Annotated in this window: 13 protein-coding genes; 6 read left to right on the forward strand and 7 right to left on the reverse strand. The window is 37.8% G+C overall.

Features of this window, described 5'->3' with window-relative positions:
* Positions 1 to 33: 33 nt before the first annotated feature.
* The 4 genes from BLR27_RS09150 to BLR27_RS09165 form a co-directional block, all read right to left on the reverse strand.
* Positions 34 to 1,248, reverse strand: a complete 1,215-nt coding sequence (locus BLR27_RS09150) for an aminotransferase class V-fold PLP-dependent enzyme (protein ID WP_090704078.1) — start codon at positions 1,246 to 1,248, stop codon at positions 34 to 36.
* A 56-nt stretch (positions 1,249 to 1,304) separates the two neighbouring features.
* Positions 1,305 to 2,879 carry a sodium:solute symporter family transporter gene (locus tag BLR27_RS09155; protein WP_221406318.1) on the reverse strand — a complete coding sequence of 525 codons (1,575 nt, stop codon included), beginning with the start codon at positions 2,877 to 2,879 and terminating at the stop codon, positions 1,305 to 1,307.
* A gap of 33 nt (positions 2,880 to 2,912) precedes the next feature.
* Positions 2,913 to 3,212 (reverse strand): DUF485 domain-containing protein, encoded by a 300-nt coding sequence (locus BLR27_RS09160; protein ID WP_090704083.1) that lies wholly within the window; start codon positions 3,210 to 3,212, stop codon positions 2,913 to 2,915.
* Between the two features lie 228 nt (positions 3,213 to 3,440).
* Positions 3,441 to 4,664 carry a DUF5009 domain-containing protein gene (locus BLR27_RS09165; RefSeq protein WP_090704084.1) on the reverse strand — a complete coding sequence of 408 codons (1,224 nt, stop codon included), beginning with the start codon at positions 4,662 to 4,664 and terminating at the stop codon, positions 3,441 to 3,443.
* A 159-nt stretch (positions 4,665 to 4,823) separates the two neighbouring features.
* On the opposite strand from BLR27_RS09165, the gene BLR27_RS09170 reads away from it, so the two are divergent.
* From BLR27_RS09170 to BLR27_RS09195, 6 genes are all read left to right on the forward strand, one after another.
* Positions 4,824 to 5,492, forward strand: coding sequence for a peptidoglycan recognition protein family protein (locus BLR27_RS09170; RefSeq protein ID WP_090704086.1), 669 nt, complete (start codon positions 4,824 to 4,826; stop codon positions 5,490 to 5,492).
* A gap of 41 nt (positions 5,493 to 5,533) precedes the next feature.
* The gene (locus BLR27_RS09175; protein ID WP_090704089.1) at positions 5,534 to 6,079 is read left to right on the forward strand and encodes a hemerythrin domain-containing protein; all 546 of its coding nucleotides are present in this window, start codon (positions 5,534 to 5,536) and stop codon (positions 6,077 to 6,079) included.
* Positions 6,080 to 6,091: 12 nt separating this feature from the next.
* A complete protein-coding gene (locus tag BLR27_RS09180) occupies positions 6,092 to 9,001 on the forward strand; it encodes a hypothetical protein (RefSeq protein WP_143007719.1) in 2,910 nt (969 codons plus the stop codon).
* A 105-nt stretch (positions 9,002 to 9,106) separates the two neighbouring features.
* On the forward strand, positions 9,107 to 9,484 hold the full coding sequence (locus BLR27_RS09185) for a hypothetical protein (RefSeq protein WP_090704094.1): 378 nt from the start codon (positions 9,107 to 9,109) through the stop codon (positions 9,482 to 9,484).
* 89 nt (positions 9,485 to 9,573) lie between these two features.
* The gene (locus BLR27_RS09190; RefSeq protein WP_090704096.1) at positions 9,574 to 13,929 is read left to right on the forward strand and encodes a CusA/CzcA family heavy metal efflux RND transporter; all 4,356 of its coding nucleotides are present in this window, start codon (positions 9,574 to 9,576) and stop codon (positions 13,927 to 13,929) included.
* 55 nt (positions 13,930 to 13,984) lie between these two features.
* A complete protein-coding gene (locus BLR27_RS09195; RefSeq protein WP_090704098.1) occupies positions 13,985 to 15,115 on the forward strand; it encodes an efflux RND transporter periplasmic adaptor subunit in 1,131 nt (376 codons plus the stop codon).
* A gap of 197 nt (positions 15,116 to 15,312) precedes the next feature.
* On the opposite strand, the gene BLR27_RS09200 is transcribed toward BLR27_RS09195, so the two are convergent.
* From BLR27_RS09200 to BLR27_RS09210, 3 genes are all read right to left on the reverse strand, one after another.
* Complete coding sequence (locus BLR27_RS09200) at positions 15,313 to 15,705, reverse strand: RidA family protein (protein WP_090704100.1); 393 nt, start codon at positions 15,703 to 15,705, stop codon at positions 15,313 to 15,315.
* A 54-nt stretch (positions 15,706 to 15,759) separates the two neighbouring features.
* Positions 15,760 to 16,506, reverse strand: a complete 747-nt coding sequence (locus BLR27_RS09205; RefSeq protein WP_090704101.1) for an SDR family NAD(P)-dependent oxidoreductase — start codon at positions 16,504 to 16,506, stop codon at positions 15,760 to 15,762.
* Between the two features lie 220 nt (positions 16,507 to 16,726).
* Positions 16,727 to 16,909, reverse strand: a complete 183-nt coding sequence (locus BLR27_RS09210) for a hypothetical protein (RefSeq protein WP_143007720.1) — start codon at positions 16,907 to 16,909, stop codon at positions 16,727 to 16,729.
* Positions 16,910 to 16,931: the final 22 nt, after the last annotated feature.

The following is a 16,931-nucleotide window of genomic DNA, read 5'->3' on the forward strand; positions in this document are numbered from 1 at the left end:
TTTATGACTAGTCACACAAAATTAAGCGTTCAACTATACTTTAGATAACTCCTCTTTAATACGGGCAGCAACAATTTTTTCTTCTCCGGGTACCATTATAAATGTAACCAAAGAAATATTATTCTTACCAGCATTCAATTCAATCCCGGGTTCCCCTTTACTCAATCTTTCCTGAATCTGCTGACCTGTTACAGGAAGAATTGCCGGATCCCATGAAATTTCAAGATTTGGGGTTGCATTAGCAATTTCAGGCACAAATACTCTTGTTTTTACACTCTTAATATTCTTAACAGCATTTTCAATGTGAGCGATCTGCTTCAGCCAGAAGTTCCATTCTTCCTCACCAGTACGAATAAACTTATCGATTGCAACATATAAACCAAGGATCTCTTCCTTGTTCACTTTATGACCTCTGCCAATTGTACTTCCTCTTGGCGAAGCACTTACACGGGCTGCAGCGATAAGATCTTTCTTTCCCATCAATACACCAGAACTTTGCGGACCACGAATGGCTTTACCACCAGATAAACAAACCAGATCAAATCCCATATCATTGAATTTCCAAAGATTTTCGATTGGCGGAACATCTGCTGCGATATCGATCAAAGTAGGGATATTATTTTTCTTTGCTACTTCAAGCCATTCTTTATGTTTGATTTGCCCAGAATTAGTATTGCAATTCATAAAGGCCATCATGGCGGTTTTATCATTAATTGCACGTTCCAACTCCTCACGGGTTTCAACCCAAACCATGGTTACACCACAGTTTTTCATGGCCTGATAATAACCAATGTTATGACCTTTTTGAAGAATAACTTCAGTTTTCATGCCACTTCCCTCAAGATGAGGGATCATAGCTGCTTTTTTAGGATCATTTCCTGAGAGCACTCCTGCAGTTCCAAGCATGATCGCAGAAAAAGCACCAGAAGTTACTGTTGCAGCTTCGGCATGGCATAATTCAGCAATTTTAGCTCCTACTTTATCCTGAAGTTCATCCAGCATGCAATATCTTTTGGATGAACTGTTGATAGCATCAATTACTTCATCCTGCATCAAAGAGCCGGTCATGAAAGTAAGGGTTGCTCTGGCATTGATAAATGTACGTATGCCTAATTCTTTGAATAAATCTCTTTTTGCTGCTGTAGATGCAATTGCTGTTAGTTCAGCACCTACTGCACTTTCTCCTGACAATATTCCTCCTGCAAGAGGAAGAACTGTTAAACCTTTAAGAAGGTCTCTGCGTTTCATAGTATAAAATTATGTATTAAAAAAAACTGATCTGCCCGGGGCAGATCAGATATAGATTATTTTTCGGATCCGTGACCAAGGTAAGTTCTCAATTTTTCGCTCTCAAATAATTCAGCGGCTTCCTTTTCAGGTTTAGCAAGAGAAACAAGAATACCTACAATAAATGCAGACGTCATTGAAACTATGGTTGGATTTTTAAGCGGGAATATTGCTTCAGAATTGCCGAGAATATCGACCCAAACTGTTGGACTGATCACAATTAAAACCAATGATAAAACAGCACCCGTTACCATACACCAAACAGCTCCTTTTGTAGTAAAGCCTTTCCAGATGATAGACATAAGTAAAGCCGGGAAGTTAGCACTTGCAGCAATTGAGAATGCAAGACCAACCATAAAGGCAACGTTTTGACCCTTAAACAACAACCCTAAGGCAACTGCAAGTATACCCAGGAAAATTGTTGCTCTTTTGGCAACCTTCATTTCTCCTTTTTCATCAGAAACACCTTTTTTAATTACATGCACGTAAAGGTCATGTGAAATAGTTGAAGCACCAGAAAGAGTTAATCCGGCTACAACAGCTAATATAGTAGCAAAGGCCACTGATGCAATAAAGCCAAGAAATGCGCTTCCACCAGTGTTTTCTGCAAGCAGAAGAGCCGCCATATTACCACCTTTATCTAAACTCACGATGGCATCTTTACCAACAAGAGCTAATGCTGAAAATCCGATAAAGAACGTCAGAATGTAGAAATAACCTATAAATCCGGTTGCTACGAATACTGATTTTCTAGCTGCTTTATCATCAGGAACTGTGTAAAAGCGCATCAAAATATGAGGTAAACCAGCTGTACCAAGCATTAATGCTAATCCAAGCGACAAAGCATCCAATGGATTGGTAATGAAGCCACCCGGTGCCAGCATATCTGCACCATATTGAGTTTTTACAGACATGAAAAGTTCAGCCGGACTAAAATTGAATTTAGCCAGGGCTAATAAAACCAAAATGGTAGCACCTGATAAAAGCAACACTGCCTTAATGATCTGTACCCATGTTGTTGCAAGCATACCGCCAAAGAGTACATACATGGTCATAACCACACCAACAACAACCACTGCAATTTCATAATTTAGTCCGAAGAGGGTTTTGATCAAACTTCCTGCTCCTACCATTTGTGCGATCAGGTAAAAAGAAATGGTTAATAGCGACCCTACCGAGGCTGCGATGCGAATAGGTCTTTGTTTAAGACGAAAAGCAACTACATCGGCAAAAGTATATTTTCCAAGATTCCTTAATGGCTCTGCCACCAGAAACATTATCAAAGGCCAACCTACAAGGAAACCAATGGAATATATCAGGCCATCATAACCTTTTGTTGCAACCATTCCTGCAATCCCAAGAAATGAGGCAGCACTCATATAATCACCGGCTAAGGCCAATCCGTTTTGAAATCCGGAAATATTACGACCGGCAGCATAAAATTCAGAACCGGTTTTAGTTTTTTTAGCTGCCCAATACGTGATGTAAAGAGTAACCAATACAAACAGGAAAAATATTGCTATTGATACCGGGTTTGCAGTACCCAAAGTGGAAGCTGGTCCAGAAGGGTTAATTTGAAGAAGTAAATTCAAAGACATATAAGTTTATAGTAGAGTTAAAATATGTTATAATTTTTTTTTGATCTCATGAACGTCAGAATCATAATAATTATTCGCCCAGTAAACATAAAGGCCAGTTATAAGCCATGAAAAGAAAATAATACCTAATCCTACTACAATAGCCAGATTAATTGAATCGCCTAATGGCATTTTTAGAAAATCTTTGTTGTATGCTATTACAAGTAAAAAACCGATGTAAACGAATAACATAACAAATGTGAATGAAAGAGAAATATTCCACCTTGTTTTTACCAGCTTTTTAAATTCGGCACTTTGAAGAATTTCATGTGTTTTTGCACTATCCATAATTGATAAAAAAAATTGATTTTTTGGGTTTAAAAAAATATTCTAATAAAAATCAGATTTCCGAAGGGAAAATAATCTGACAAACGCACTGAAATTATCAGTTCATAATTCTATGAAAAAAAAATGAATTATTACACTATCCTGATTAATCTTTTAAAAGAAACATAAAATCGTTACTTATCAGAACCTATTAAGGAGTTTGTATCCCATAAAAAGCAAAGATTGCTATTAAATTCTCAGTCGTATTCCCGAAGCATTCAATCCACGTGTTATCAATACACATAGCATTGCAAAAGAAAAGGATTTCAATAGCCCTAGCCACCCATTAGAAAGAATTTCAGGAAACTCGAAGCCTGTCAATTTATATATAGCATATATAAAATATGGAATCAGGTAGCAAAGGAGTGTATCAGTACCTGCAGGTTTGATCAGTTTAAATGAATCTGCCCCTTTCCAGACATCGGCTATCCAATATATAATAGTAAAAGCAATCAATGTAAATGCTGAGCATAGAAACAACCATGCAGGAGTTGCTCCCAGTTTAGCAAGACCCCAATACGGGCGTGTAAGAACGGAAAGAACTACTAAAACAATGGAAGCCGCAATAAATATATAGGTCAGCTTCAAATGTTCATCCTTTTTAACATAATATCTGAAAATATGCGATGCGAGAACCCCTCCCATCGTGAGGCCGGCTAAGGTTCCACCTTTAATGGTCCCGGGAATATAATTCATGATTTCCCAGGCAGGTAACAGATCTGCTTTATTAAATATACTTAATGCACAGAAAAACACCCATCCGGCAAACAAAACATAAGCATTATTATTGGAATAGATCGTTATCAGGGCACTAACCAGATAAGCCCAGCCAATCAATCCAAGTATGCCCCACCAATGTGATTCAAAACGTAATTCTCCAGCCTCTCCCCCACGATAAATAAAAGCAAGCACTATTAGAATTAATATTGCAGAGTACTTAAGTATACTGGTTAGAATTGAATTCAGACCTCCTGAATATTTATTCCAGATTAAAATAAAGCAAAGACAAACCATAGGATACCATGTCCCAGCCACAATTCCAGTTGCTTCAGCATTAATACTTTCCCCATTTACAAGAAAGACTCCCATCACAAGAAGAGCTATTGTTCTAAAGAGCACATGTTTAACGATCTCAATATTACTGTCACCCTTTAATCTTCTGTTTTGAACAGCATAAGGCAATGAAAGTCCAACAATGAACAAAAATGCTGGAAAAATAACATCTGAAAAACCAATACCATCAACTCCCCGGGCTACGTGCCTTAACCAGTCGGGTATATTTTTGAGTGACCAGAAATCATTGACAAAGATCATCAGTATCATGGTGATAGCTCTGAGGATATCTATTGACTCTATGCGTTGTGTTGATTTACCAGCAACCGGAGAGCTGATTTCTGAAGAAATTGATGTCATAGATTTTAAATTAAAATAATTGCAGATCCTGTGCCTTTTTAATTTTTTAAAGGATCAACAATCTAATGTAGAAATATCATCTTAATAATTGTTTGTAAGAATAGTTACATTTATTGAAAAATCATCTGAATAAATCAGAATATACCAAATACATAACCTATGAATTTCAATTTAAAATTACTTTGCCTTTGCGGAATATTGTTATTTTCAAATGCCGCTTTTACACAAACATTCAGAACATTTAACAAGCCGGTAGTTTTTGATGAAGAAAGAAAACAACTTTCAATTGAATATCTAAAAGTACGTCATGGGATAGTGCAGGATTCTGCTACCATTGTACCCAAAATGATCGTTCTGCACTGGACCGCTATACCCACTCTTGAACAATCATTTGATGCCATGAATCCTTCTGTCCTGCCAGGTGCCAGAAAGGGCATTGCCGGAGCAAGCAGCCTCAATGTTGCAGCACAATTTCTGGTCGACCGTGATGGAATGATCTTCAGACAACTCCCTGAAACTGCCTTTGCCCGCCATGTGATAGGCCTTAACTATTGTGCCATTGGCGTTGAAAATGTAGGGGGCAGCAATGCACTTTTAACAGATGCACAATTAGATGCCAATGAAGCCTTGATCCGCTATTTAAAAAAGAAATACAAAATTGAATATGTGATCGGGCATCATGAATATCAATCATTTATCGGCCATCCACTTTTTAAGGAGACCGATCCCAACTATTTAACTGTCAAAAGCGATCCCGGGGATGAGTTTATGAACAAGATCAGGGAGAGAATAAAAGACCTTGATATTAAGGGTGCGATAAAGAAATAAGGGAATTAATACGTGCCGAAATTATTATCAATGTAAGAATCATGAAGAATTTTTGGCATTTACTCCCGGTCATCCTGTTCTTTAGTCAATGCCGGAATAAGGATGAAAATTTCGTCTCGACATTTCCTGGAAAGCCGGAGGTGCCTTCATCTATAAAGAAAGAGCATGATAACCTTCTTGAAAAGCTTTATAAATTTACTTCGATAAATGACAGCACAGGCCTCGCAGCAAAAAAACTTTACAATTTGCTGCAGCATCACTTTAATGAAGAAGAAGATTATGTATTGCCTCCTTTGGGACTGCTCCCTCAATTAACCAATGGAAAAATACCAGAACAAACTAAAAATGTGATCGCTTTAACAGAGAAATTAAAATCACAGTTAAGCCATATGAGCGCAGAACATCAACTGATCGAAGCTTATCTGGATGAAATTAAGCAGGCAGATAGCAATCTGAAATATCCCGAAATCATTGAACTCGAAAAAGAAATTCATAAACATGCAAAAATCGAGGAAGAGGTTTTATTCCCTGCATCAATTTTAGTCGGTGATTATTTAAAACTAAAAACTCCCAACACTAACCGCTAAATCAGAGCAATTATGAAAATAATGAGTTTTTATCTGGTTTGCCTGCTGAGCCTGAATACCCTGATTACATTTGGGCAAGTTATCAATCCTGATAGTGTAATATCGGCAACAAAGCAATTGCATACGCTCAAAAAACATCTATTAAACGACCTATCAAATCCGCGGCAAAACAAAGTCCCGCTTATTCAAAGAATGATCGAACTGGGAATGTGGAAAGAGGCCAGCCTGGCAATTGATAGATTCAAACCCACAACAGTTGAACATCAACTCCTGTTAGCTGAATACCACATTATACACAATGAATTTAAAATAGCGGAAGTTCTGATCCATGAAGTACTAAATAAACAATCAGGGAACGAACATGCAATATTATTGAAGGCAGGTCTTGAAATTCAAGCCTGGCGGTTACAGAAAGCTGTGGTGATTTGTGAGGAGGCTCTGAAAAAGAAAGCATCTGAAAAATTACTACTGACGCTTGGACGGGCAAAATTATTACAAAAAAAATATAAGGATGCTCTCGCAATCGCCAAAAGCATCATGCAGACAAATCCTAAAAGTGCAGGAGCATATTTACTTGAGGCGGACGTTTATTTCTGGGATCAGCAACCCGAACTTGCAGAATCTCCCCTGAGGAAATCACTTGAAATAGACCCGTTTAATGCCGATGCCCGTTTCAGTTATGGCTATGCCATTTGGAGAAGGATTGATGCCCGGCAATTGAATGCAATGGCCGCACAATGGGAACTGGCATTAACCATTAATCCATTACATTATCAAACCCATTGGCATTGGGGAAATGGGCACACCAATTTAACTTATGCTGATTATGCTGAAAAGGATGATGATCTGGTTCGGAAAGCCTTAGTAAAGAGTGATGATCTGGTACGGGAGAAACAAATACCCCAGGCAATTGAATTAATAAATAAAACAGAGAAGCAATACCCTGCATCGGTATTACCACGATTACACAAAGCTTCGCTATATTATATTGCCTATGATATTGACAGGAAAACCCGCCTGGACTCAGCTGAACATATTTTCAGAGAGATACTGGAGAGAAAAAAGCACTATGGACCCGCTCACAATGGCTTGTCAGCAGTAATTAAGTCAAAGCGCATTGAATATCTTTCAACCTTTGATTCTATTACAAATGAGCTAAACAACACAAAGATTAGTGATATCGATAACTTTCAAAAGGTTTTTCCTGATGTAAGTTATTATCCCGGGGAAACAATAAAAGCAATGGCCTGGAATCAATTGTTTACCTCAGTGGTTTATTTTCCATTTTTATCAAAACAAAACAATTCATTCCGCATTCCGCCTCTTCATAAAGATCTGGCCATGACCATGAATTCCCCTTCTTTCCGGTACATGACCACTTTTGATAACAGACAATGGATGGATATCCGGGGAGTTGGAAGTGGTGCTGCAGCTATTGAATACGTAGAACGGGGGGCATTTATGGAGCGAAATGTGATCCTTCATGAATATGTTCACCTGTTTCACGGCCGTGTGTTAACAGATTCTGAAAACCGGTCCATCAGAGCTTTGTATTATAAAGCCATGAAGGAGAAACGCACACTTGATTACTACTCCCAGAATAATGAAAGTGAATATTTTGCCCAGACCTACCCAGCCTATTTTGAACCTGTAAAAGTACATCCTCTTGATTTCAAATCAATGAATACTACTTCAGATCTTAAAAACAAGGATCCGGAAATGTACCGATTTATCGATCAGCTTGTTAAGAAAGAAAGAGCTTATCTGGCAGGAGACAAACAAGCAATGGCCAGTAATTGGTCTCAAATCTATCTGAATCTGAGCAACAGTGTTAAGCAACGAAATAAGGAACTTGGATTCGCATATCTGGATACCGCCTTGCAATTTGATCAAAAATACCTGCCAGTCTACCTTGCTGAAGCTACATTAAATCTGGAGGCAAAAAATTTCAGATCAGCAGAAGAATGGATAAAAAAAGCAGAAGCGATCAAGTCCGGCTACGCCCCTGTTTATGTTGCCTATTCAGAACTCCGGGCTGCACAGCAAGCGGCAAATGATATTGACCAGAAAAGTGCTGTACAAGAACAAGCAAAGTTTTTGAATAAAGCCTTTGGACTTGAAGATGATTATCAGGAGCTGGCGGATATCAACAGAGCCCTGAGAGAAATGTATAAAAGCAATGGCATGATCGCTGAAGCCATTGAGAGTGCCGACCAATACGGTAAAAACGGCGCAATTATTTCAACTTATTTGAGAGACCAAAGGAATGATGCCATTGCATTTTCAGCTGTATTAAGATCTGGATCAGGCGATTCCGGGTCTGTGAATATATTGAAGAACCTTGTTGAGCAGAAGCCTCAGAACTATGAATACAGGAACATGTATGCAGATGCACTGTTTGAAAACAGGCAGTATGACATGGCTATTTCAACCATCAAGGAAGCACAGCGAATTCTTGCTGCATCTGGAAATTCAAGAGCAGATTTTAACTTAAGGATTGCAGATTTCTACCATGCACTGGGCAAAAAGGATAGCACCGATTTGTATGTTAGGGCTCTATATAAAAATAGTTTAAAAAATCTCAGGGAGACTGATAAGTTACGATTTGTGCGATTATTGAATTCAAGCAGGAATCCCCTGGTTGCCAAAGAAGTATTTCAAGCAACAGTCCCAAAAGGTGACTCCTTTTTCATTTCAGATTACTTTTATACTAAGGGACTTATTTCGGAGTCGCAATCTGATAAATCAGGGACTCTTGAAAGTTATGAAAAGTCTGTAAACCATAATCCTTATAATTTTAAAGCACTCAAAAAACTCATCATCATTTATGAATCAGAAGGAAATGGAATTAAAGCAGATGAGTTAAAATCCAGAATGGAAAGTTTAAAAAGCAAAGTACCAGAAGGAATTAAGCCTGAATAATTATATTGAATTAAGTTTTTATTCCTTTTTCAAGAAATACCTTATCGTAAAGATTAATAATCTGAAATTCAGGTAATATTTTCGTACTTTTATCAAGTGAAAAAAATGCTTTCCATATTGCTTCTTTCTGCTTATCTGATCTCTTCAACAGAGTTTTACCAGATGCTGAAATTGCCTTTGCTTCTGGAGCATTTCAATGAACACAAATCATTAAATGAGGGCACTACCCTATGGAGTTTTATGATCATGCATTACACAAATAATGATGTGAAATATGCTGATCATGATAAGGATATGCGATTGCCTTTTAAGTCGAATGAGGGATCTGTGAATATTTTCAGTTTATCTTTTATTCAAAACTTCACCTCTATTAAACTGATCAATCCATTTGAAAGGGAGTTGAAATCCTATATAATTCAAAAGGATCAGAAATTCAATTCTACGTTCCTTTCTAACATTTGGCAGCCGCCACAGTCCTGTTAAACAATTTTTAAATGTTTGAAATCTGGTAAACATTCGTTTTATCCAGGCAATACACTATTTATTCAGGTAAATTGTTAAATTAAAATTTTATGCTAAATGCTATTATAGAGTTTTCTGTAAAGAATAAACTCATTATCGGGCTATTTGTGATAGGATTGATTGTCTATGGTTCTTATCAGGCAACCAAACTACCTATCGATGCAGTACCCGACATTACCAACAACCAGGTTCAGGTGATCACGGTAGCCCCCTCATTTGGAGCAACAGATATTGAAAGACTGGTTACCTTTCCAATAGAGCAGGCGAACAGTAATATTAAGGGGCTTAAAGAGATCCGAAGCTTCTCCCGGTTTGGATTATCATTGGTTACCATCGTTTTTGAAGATGGGATTGATATTTACTGGGCAAGGCAGCAGGTTGCCGAACGACTTCAAAAAGTTCAGACAGAGATACCTCCAGGAATAGGAACTCCGGAGTTAGGGCCGATTTCGACCGGTTTAGGCGAGATCTATCAATACGTTGTGAGGCCAAAAGATGGCTATGAGGCTAAATACGATGCCACAGAGTTAAGAACTATACAGGATTGGATAGTAAGACGACAATTGCTTGGTGTTAAGGGAGTTGCTGAGGTCAGTAGTTTTGGCGGAAAATTAAAACAATATGAAATTTCTATTGATCCAAACAAACTTCAATCCTTTAATATTACGATCAATGATGTTTTCACTGCTTTAGAACGAAACAATCAGAATACGGGCGGTGCCTATATTGAAAAGGGACCCACCGTTCTATTTGTCAGGTCTGAAGGATTGATTGGAAACACTTCAGATATTGAAAAAATCAATATCAAAAGCAGTGAAAATGGCACTCCTGTCTTTATTCGTGATGTAGCACAAATCAATATTGGCTATGCAACCAGGTATGGAGCAATGACCTATAATGATAAGGGCGAAGTTTCAGGGGCTGTGGTGATGATGCTTAAAGATGCGAACAGCAGCGAGGTCATTAAAAACGTAAAAGAAAGAATTGAATTAATTCAAAAAACATTGCCTGAAGGAGTGATCATTGAGCCATTTCTTGACCGGACAAAAATGGTTAACAATGCCATATTCACAGTGGAGAAAAACCTGATAGAGGGGGCTCTGATCGTGGTATTTATTCTGGTATTATTTCTTGGCAATTTCAGGGCGGGTTTATTGGTAGCTTCTGTAATACCTCTGGCTATGCTTTTTGCCATAATTCTGATGAATCTCTTCAAGGTTAGTGGTAATCTGATGAGCTTAGGCGCATTGGATTTCGGATTGATAGTTGACGGGGCAGTCATTATTGTAGAAGCGGTCATGCATCAGCTGTCGCACAGCAAAAAATTCGGATTGGTAAATCGCCTGTCTCAATCTGACATGGATGGAGAAGTTAAAAAATCAGCCAGTAAAATGATGAACAGTGCAGTGTTTGGCCAGATCATCATTTTAATCGTTTACCTGCCAATCTTTACGCTGCAAGGAATAGAAGGTAAAATGTTTAAACCAATGGCGCAGACAGTTGCATTTGCACTATTAGGAGCATTTATCCTTTCATTAACCTATATCCCAATGATGAGTGCATGGTTTTTAAGTAAAAAGATAAAACATGAGCCCAATTTGTCAGATAAGATCATGTTCAAAGTTGAGGCTTTTTACCAGCATCAGCTTTCAAGGGTATTAAGATTCCCTAAAATGGTTTTGGGAACAGTTGTAGCACTTTTCATTATGGCCCTGGTGGTACTTTCAAATTTAGGCGGTGAATTTATTCCGGCATTAGAAGAAGGTGATTTTGCTGTTGATACACGGGTTTTGACAGGAAGTAACCTAAATACAACTATTGAAAGCACGACAAAAGCTGCCCATATTCTTAAAACACAATTTCCGGAAGTAATTAAGGTGGTCACAAAAATTGGAAGCGGTGAAGTTCCAACCGATCCGATGCCAATGGAGGCGAGTGATATGATGGTGATCATGAAAGATAAAAGTGAATGGACCACTGCAAAAACATTTGATGAAATGGCTGCAAAAATGGGTAAGGCGTTAGAGGATGTACCAGGTATTACAGCTGGCTTCCAGTATCCTGTTCAAATGCGTTTCAACGAGTTAATGACTGGCGCAAGGCAGGATGTTGTACTGAAAATATTCGGTGAAAACTTAGATACACTGGCTTACTATGCAGAATCTCTAGGTAAAATAGTCAATGAAGTTGAAGGCAGTCAGGATCTTTTCGTTGAGCCTGTAACCGGGATGCCACAGATCGTAATTGAATATAACCGGGATGCGATCGCTCAATACAATTTAAATATTGCTGATATCAACAGGGTAGTGAATACTGCATTCGCGGGACAAAGCTCAGGCCTTGTATTTGAAGGAGAAAAACGCTTTGATCTGATGGTCAGATTAAATACAGATAAACGAAAGAATCTGGACGATGTGAGAAATTTATTGATCCCAACTCCTCAGGGTACAAATATTCCATTAAACCAGTTAGCACAGGTTGATATTAAAAACGGACCGAACCAAATTCAACGTGAGGATGCAAAACGCAGAATTGTGGTTGGATTTAATGTTCGTGGCCGTGATGTACAAAGTATAGTTAATGAATTACAAATGAAAGTAAATGAACGAATTAACCTGCCTGCAGGTTATTATGTAACCTATGGCGGAGCATTTGAAAATCTGAATGCGGCGAAAGAGAGGCTGATGATTGCCGTGCCGGTTTCCCTCCTACTAATATTTATACTCTTGTTTTTTGCGTTTAATTCAGTAAAACAGGGTCTGATCATCTATACAGCAATTCCCTTGTCTGCAATTGGAGGGATTTACTTTTTAGCACTCAGAGGAATGCCTTTTAGTATCAGTGCCGGGATAGGATTTATTGCCCTTTTCGGAGTTGCGGTATTAAACGGGATCGTGCTTATAGCTGAATTTAACAGACTCAAGGATTCAGGCCAGACCGACCTCCGGAGAATTGTTTTAATGGGCACAAAGATCCGTTTACGTCCGGTATTGATGACTGCATTTGTGGCTTCACTAGGATTTTTGCCTATGGCATTAAGCAGTGGTGCTGGAGCTGAGGTTCAGAAACCTCTGGCCACTGTTGTGATCGGAGGATTAATGATCGCCACTTTACTTACCCTGTTTGTTTTACCAATCCTTTATATTCTTTTTGAAGGTTCAGCAGACAAAAAATCTTCCAAACATATCGCAGTTGTTGTGCTAATCCTTTGTCTTACAGGTTTCAATAACGTAAATGCACAGGAAAAGATAGGTTTGCAGGCAGCAATTGATACAGCCCTGAAAAATAACAGAGGATTTAAAAATGAACAGTTAAAATCTGAATATCAGCAAAAACTAATCAAATCATCTGCCAATATTCCACAAGCGACGCTGAGTTCTGAATTTGGGCAGATCAATAGTATCTATTCGGATACTAGATTCGGATTATCTCAATCTTTCAGTTTCCCAACGGTCTATTCCAATCAAAAGAAGTTATTGAATGAAGAATGGAAAGCATCTGTATTGAGTATTTCATTGAAAGAAGCAGAGATCCGACGAACTGTTACACAGATCTTTTATTCTATCCTAATCCTAAACGAAAAAGAGAAGCTTTTGATTCAGGCAGACAGTATCTATTCTGGCTTTCTGAATAAAGCAGAACTCCGTTTCAAAACCGGAGAAAGTAATATTCTGGAAAGGGCAACAGCTAAAACCCAAAGAGGGGGTATTTTTCTGCAGCTCAAATCATTGCAGGAGGAAATTGAATTGGCAAAACTACAATTTCAATTGGTGTTGAATACAGGAATTAAAACAGAACCTGAGGAAATAAGGCCAAGAATGCAGCTATCCACATCCCTGGATGCTCCAATTTTAGCCGGGCATCCCCTACTGAAAATATCAGATCAACAAAAATTAATTGCATCAGCAAATTCCAAACTTGAAAAGTCAAGATTTCTGCCTGATCTGAGCCTTGGATATTTCAATACCAGTATAAAAGGGACGGGCGCAAATGATGTATATTATCCTTCATCCAAGCGATTTGGATCAGCTTATATTGGGATCGGAATACCGATATTCACCTCTTCACAAAAAGCAAGAGTGAATGCCTCTGCTTTATCAGAAAAAATTGCGGAAAATAATTACCAAACTCAGCTAAGCACGTTGGAAACACAATATCAAAGTGCACGTTCACAATATGAAACCTATCTGGCAGCTCTGACTTATTACGAGGAATTTTCTATGCCAGAGGCAAATATCATCAGACAAACAGCTGATAAACAGTTTATTAATGGTGAAATAAATTATTTAGAATGGGTGATGTTAAACAATCAGGCTATTGTAATTCAAAACAACCATCTTGATATTATTAAATCGCTGAATGAAAGTATTATCAATCTCAATTACCTGAGTTCTAAAGAAAAATAACATAAATGCTGATGCACTATTCAGCAGGAACCTAATTATAAAAATTTATATTCTAATGAAAAATATATTCATATTAACCTTCGCATTTCTGATTACAGCATGCGGAACAAGTACTAAAGAAGAAGTAATAACTGAGGGTATTAATGCCAATGAAAACTTAGTTACACTCAGCGATGCACAATTAAAATCTGCAGGACTGGTGTTAGGAAAACTTGAGGAAAAGGCATTATCATCTGTGATAATAACAAACGGAACTATTGATGTACCTCCCCAAAACATGATATCTGTAAGTATTCCTTTAGGTGGATATTTAAAATCAACAAAACTATTACCAGGATTACAAATTCGAAAGGGTGAAGTTATTGCGGTGATGGAAGATCAGCAGTATATTCAACTTCAGCAAGACTACCTGACTACCAAAGCCAGGTTGGCATTCAGCAAATCGGAATTTGAACGTCAAAAAGAATTAAATGCAAGTAAGGCAAGCAGTGATAAGGTATTCCAGCAAATTCAGATGGAGTATAATACTCAGAGGATCTCTTTGAGCTCTTTGGATCAAAAATTAAGAATGATCAATATCAATCCGGGATCAATTTCTGAAAGCAATATTTCGAGAACTATTCAGGTTTATTCACCGATCAATGGATTCGTATCAAAGGTCAATGTCAATATTGGGAAATTCGTCAACCCATCTGATGTGCTTTTTGAGCTTATCGACCCTTCCTCCATACATTTAAACCTAAAAATATTCGAAAAAGATCTCAATAAGCTTTCCTTGGGTCAAAAGTTAGTTGCTTATACCAATAACCAACCTGATAAAAAATATGCAGGAGAGATCAGTCTGATCAGCAGAGATCTTTCATCTGAAAGAACTGCAGAAGTTCATTGCCATTTTGAAAATGCAGATAAAAGTCTGGCTCCGGGCATGTATATGAATGCAGAAATTGAAGTAAAAAGCAATAAGACACTTGCTATTGCAGAAGAGGCCATTGTCAATTTCGAAGGGATAGGCTACGTTTTCGTTCAAAAAACTACTAAAGAGTTTGAAATGGTTCCTGTCGAGACCGGAACAAGCGAGAACGGATTCATTGAAGTAATCAACAAAGATAAGTTCAATGGGAAACAAATAGTTATTAAAGGAGCTTATACCCTTTTAATGGCCTTGAAAAACAAATCAGAGGAGTAAATTAACCAATTGGATCACTTCATTTACTTTTGCAAAGGAACTTTTGATCAAGCTTAATGTTCCCACAAAGTCATTGTGATTTACAAAAGAAACAATAACAACGATAAGAGGTACTGGAACATGATTCAAAATTTAGGATAAAGTATAATAGCAGGGTATTCAGGTAAAATCCTGAAATACCCTGCTATTTATTAATGTTATTTAGAAAGCACTGCAATTGCATCAAGTTCTATCTTGATACCAAAACCTAATCCTGATTGAACAGTGATACGGGCCGGACGAACTCCGGTGAAAAACTCAGAATAAACCTTATTGTATCTGTCCCAGTCTTTAATATCAGCAAGGTGTACAGAACATTTCACGATATCGTCTAAAGTACCGCCTGCAGCCTCAATAAGGCATTTAATGTTGTGCAGAGTTTGAAGAGTCTCCTCCTCTATAGTTCCCCGAACAAAAGTGCCGGTGGCAAAATCTACTGGTCCCTGTCCGCTCAAGTAAACAGTACCATCAACTTCAATTGCATCAGAATATGCACCTATTACAAAATCCTTGTCCTTTTGTTCAGGATGAAAAATGTGTCTCTTGGCCATTTTTATTTGTTTTTTATTTAAAATATAGTTAATTAATTTTCTTCATGGTTAATATCAATAAGTTGCTCTTCCACCTGAAAGATCAAAAGTGAAAGCTGTAGAAAAACTAGCCTCAGGAGATACAATAAATGCTGCGGTATTGGCTGCCTCTTCCAATGAGCCACAGCGTTTCATTGGAATTTTATCAGTCATGTATTTAACCTGCTGTTCAGGCAAAGCTTCCACCATTGCTGTTCTGATAACTGCAGGAGCTAATGCATTAACAGTAATTCCATTCTCTGCATATTCTTTACCCTGAACCTTGGTCATACCGATAACCGCTGCTTTAGAAGCTGAATAAGCAAGCATACCGGCATTTCCTTCTTTACCGGAAATAGATGCAATATGCAGCACTCGTCCATAATGGTTTTTAAGCATGAATGGAATTGCATATTTGGAGGTATAAAATGATCCCATAAAATTCACATCAAATACAAAGCGCATATTATCGGCTTCGACCTCATGGCTCAAAATATTCGTTTTTCCGGCTATTCCGGCACAATTAACCAGTATATCCACACGGCCAAATTGTTCATTTACTTTATTTATTGCCGATTCTACATCTGCTTCAATAGTAATATCTAAAGGATAGATCTCTGAATCAGACGTTAACTGACTTTGGGTTTTTTCCAATCCGCTTTTATCCCTGTCAAACAAGGCTAGTTTAACACCTTTGCCCGATAAATTCAAGGCAATGGCCTGACCTAAACCGGAGGCTGCTCCGGTTATAATTCCAATCTGATCTTTAAATTCAATTTTCATTAATGACTATTCTAAATCTTCTTTTATTAATAATTTAATTCGATCAATTCATTCAGGATTAAAGTATCTTATTTTCTTCACAGCAATTGAATGATCGTATATGTTACCAGAAACGTTAAACCACAAATAATGAACAATAGACTATAACCTCCAACTAAATTCCCTGCAGCTTTATAGCTATCCAATATATACCCTACAAGGAGGGGAAATATCATCCCTCCTATTGCACCGGACATTGCTCAGATTCCAGTAAAGGAACTGAAGCCTGCCTTGGAAACAGGTCAACAACCAAAGTAATAATATTTGTGCTCCATACCTTATGTACTGCAAGGGTAAAACTAAGTTTACCCCCAACCATACGGGCAGAAGTTACAAACTGAGCGGAAATTACGGTTAATTCCATAATAGCAAAAATAAAAGAGAAG

The organism is Daejeonella rubra (assembly GCF_900103545.1).
GTDB lineage: Bacteria > Bacteroidota > Bacteroidia > Sphingobacteriales > Sphingobacteriaceae > Daejeonella > Daejeonella rubra.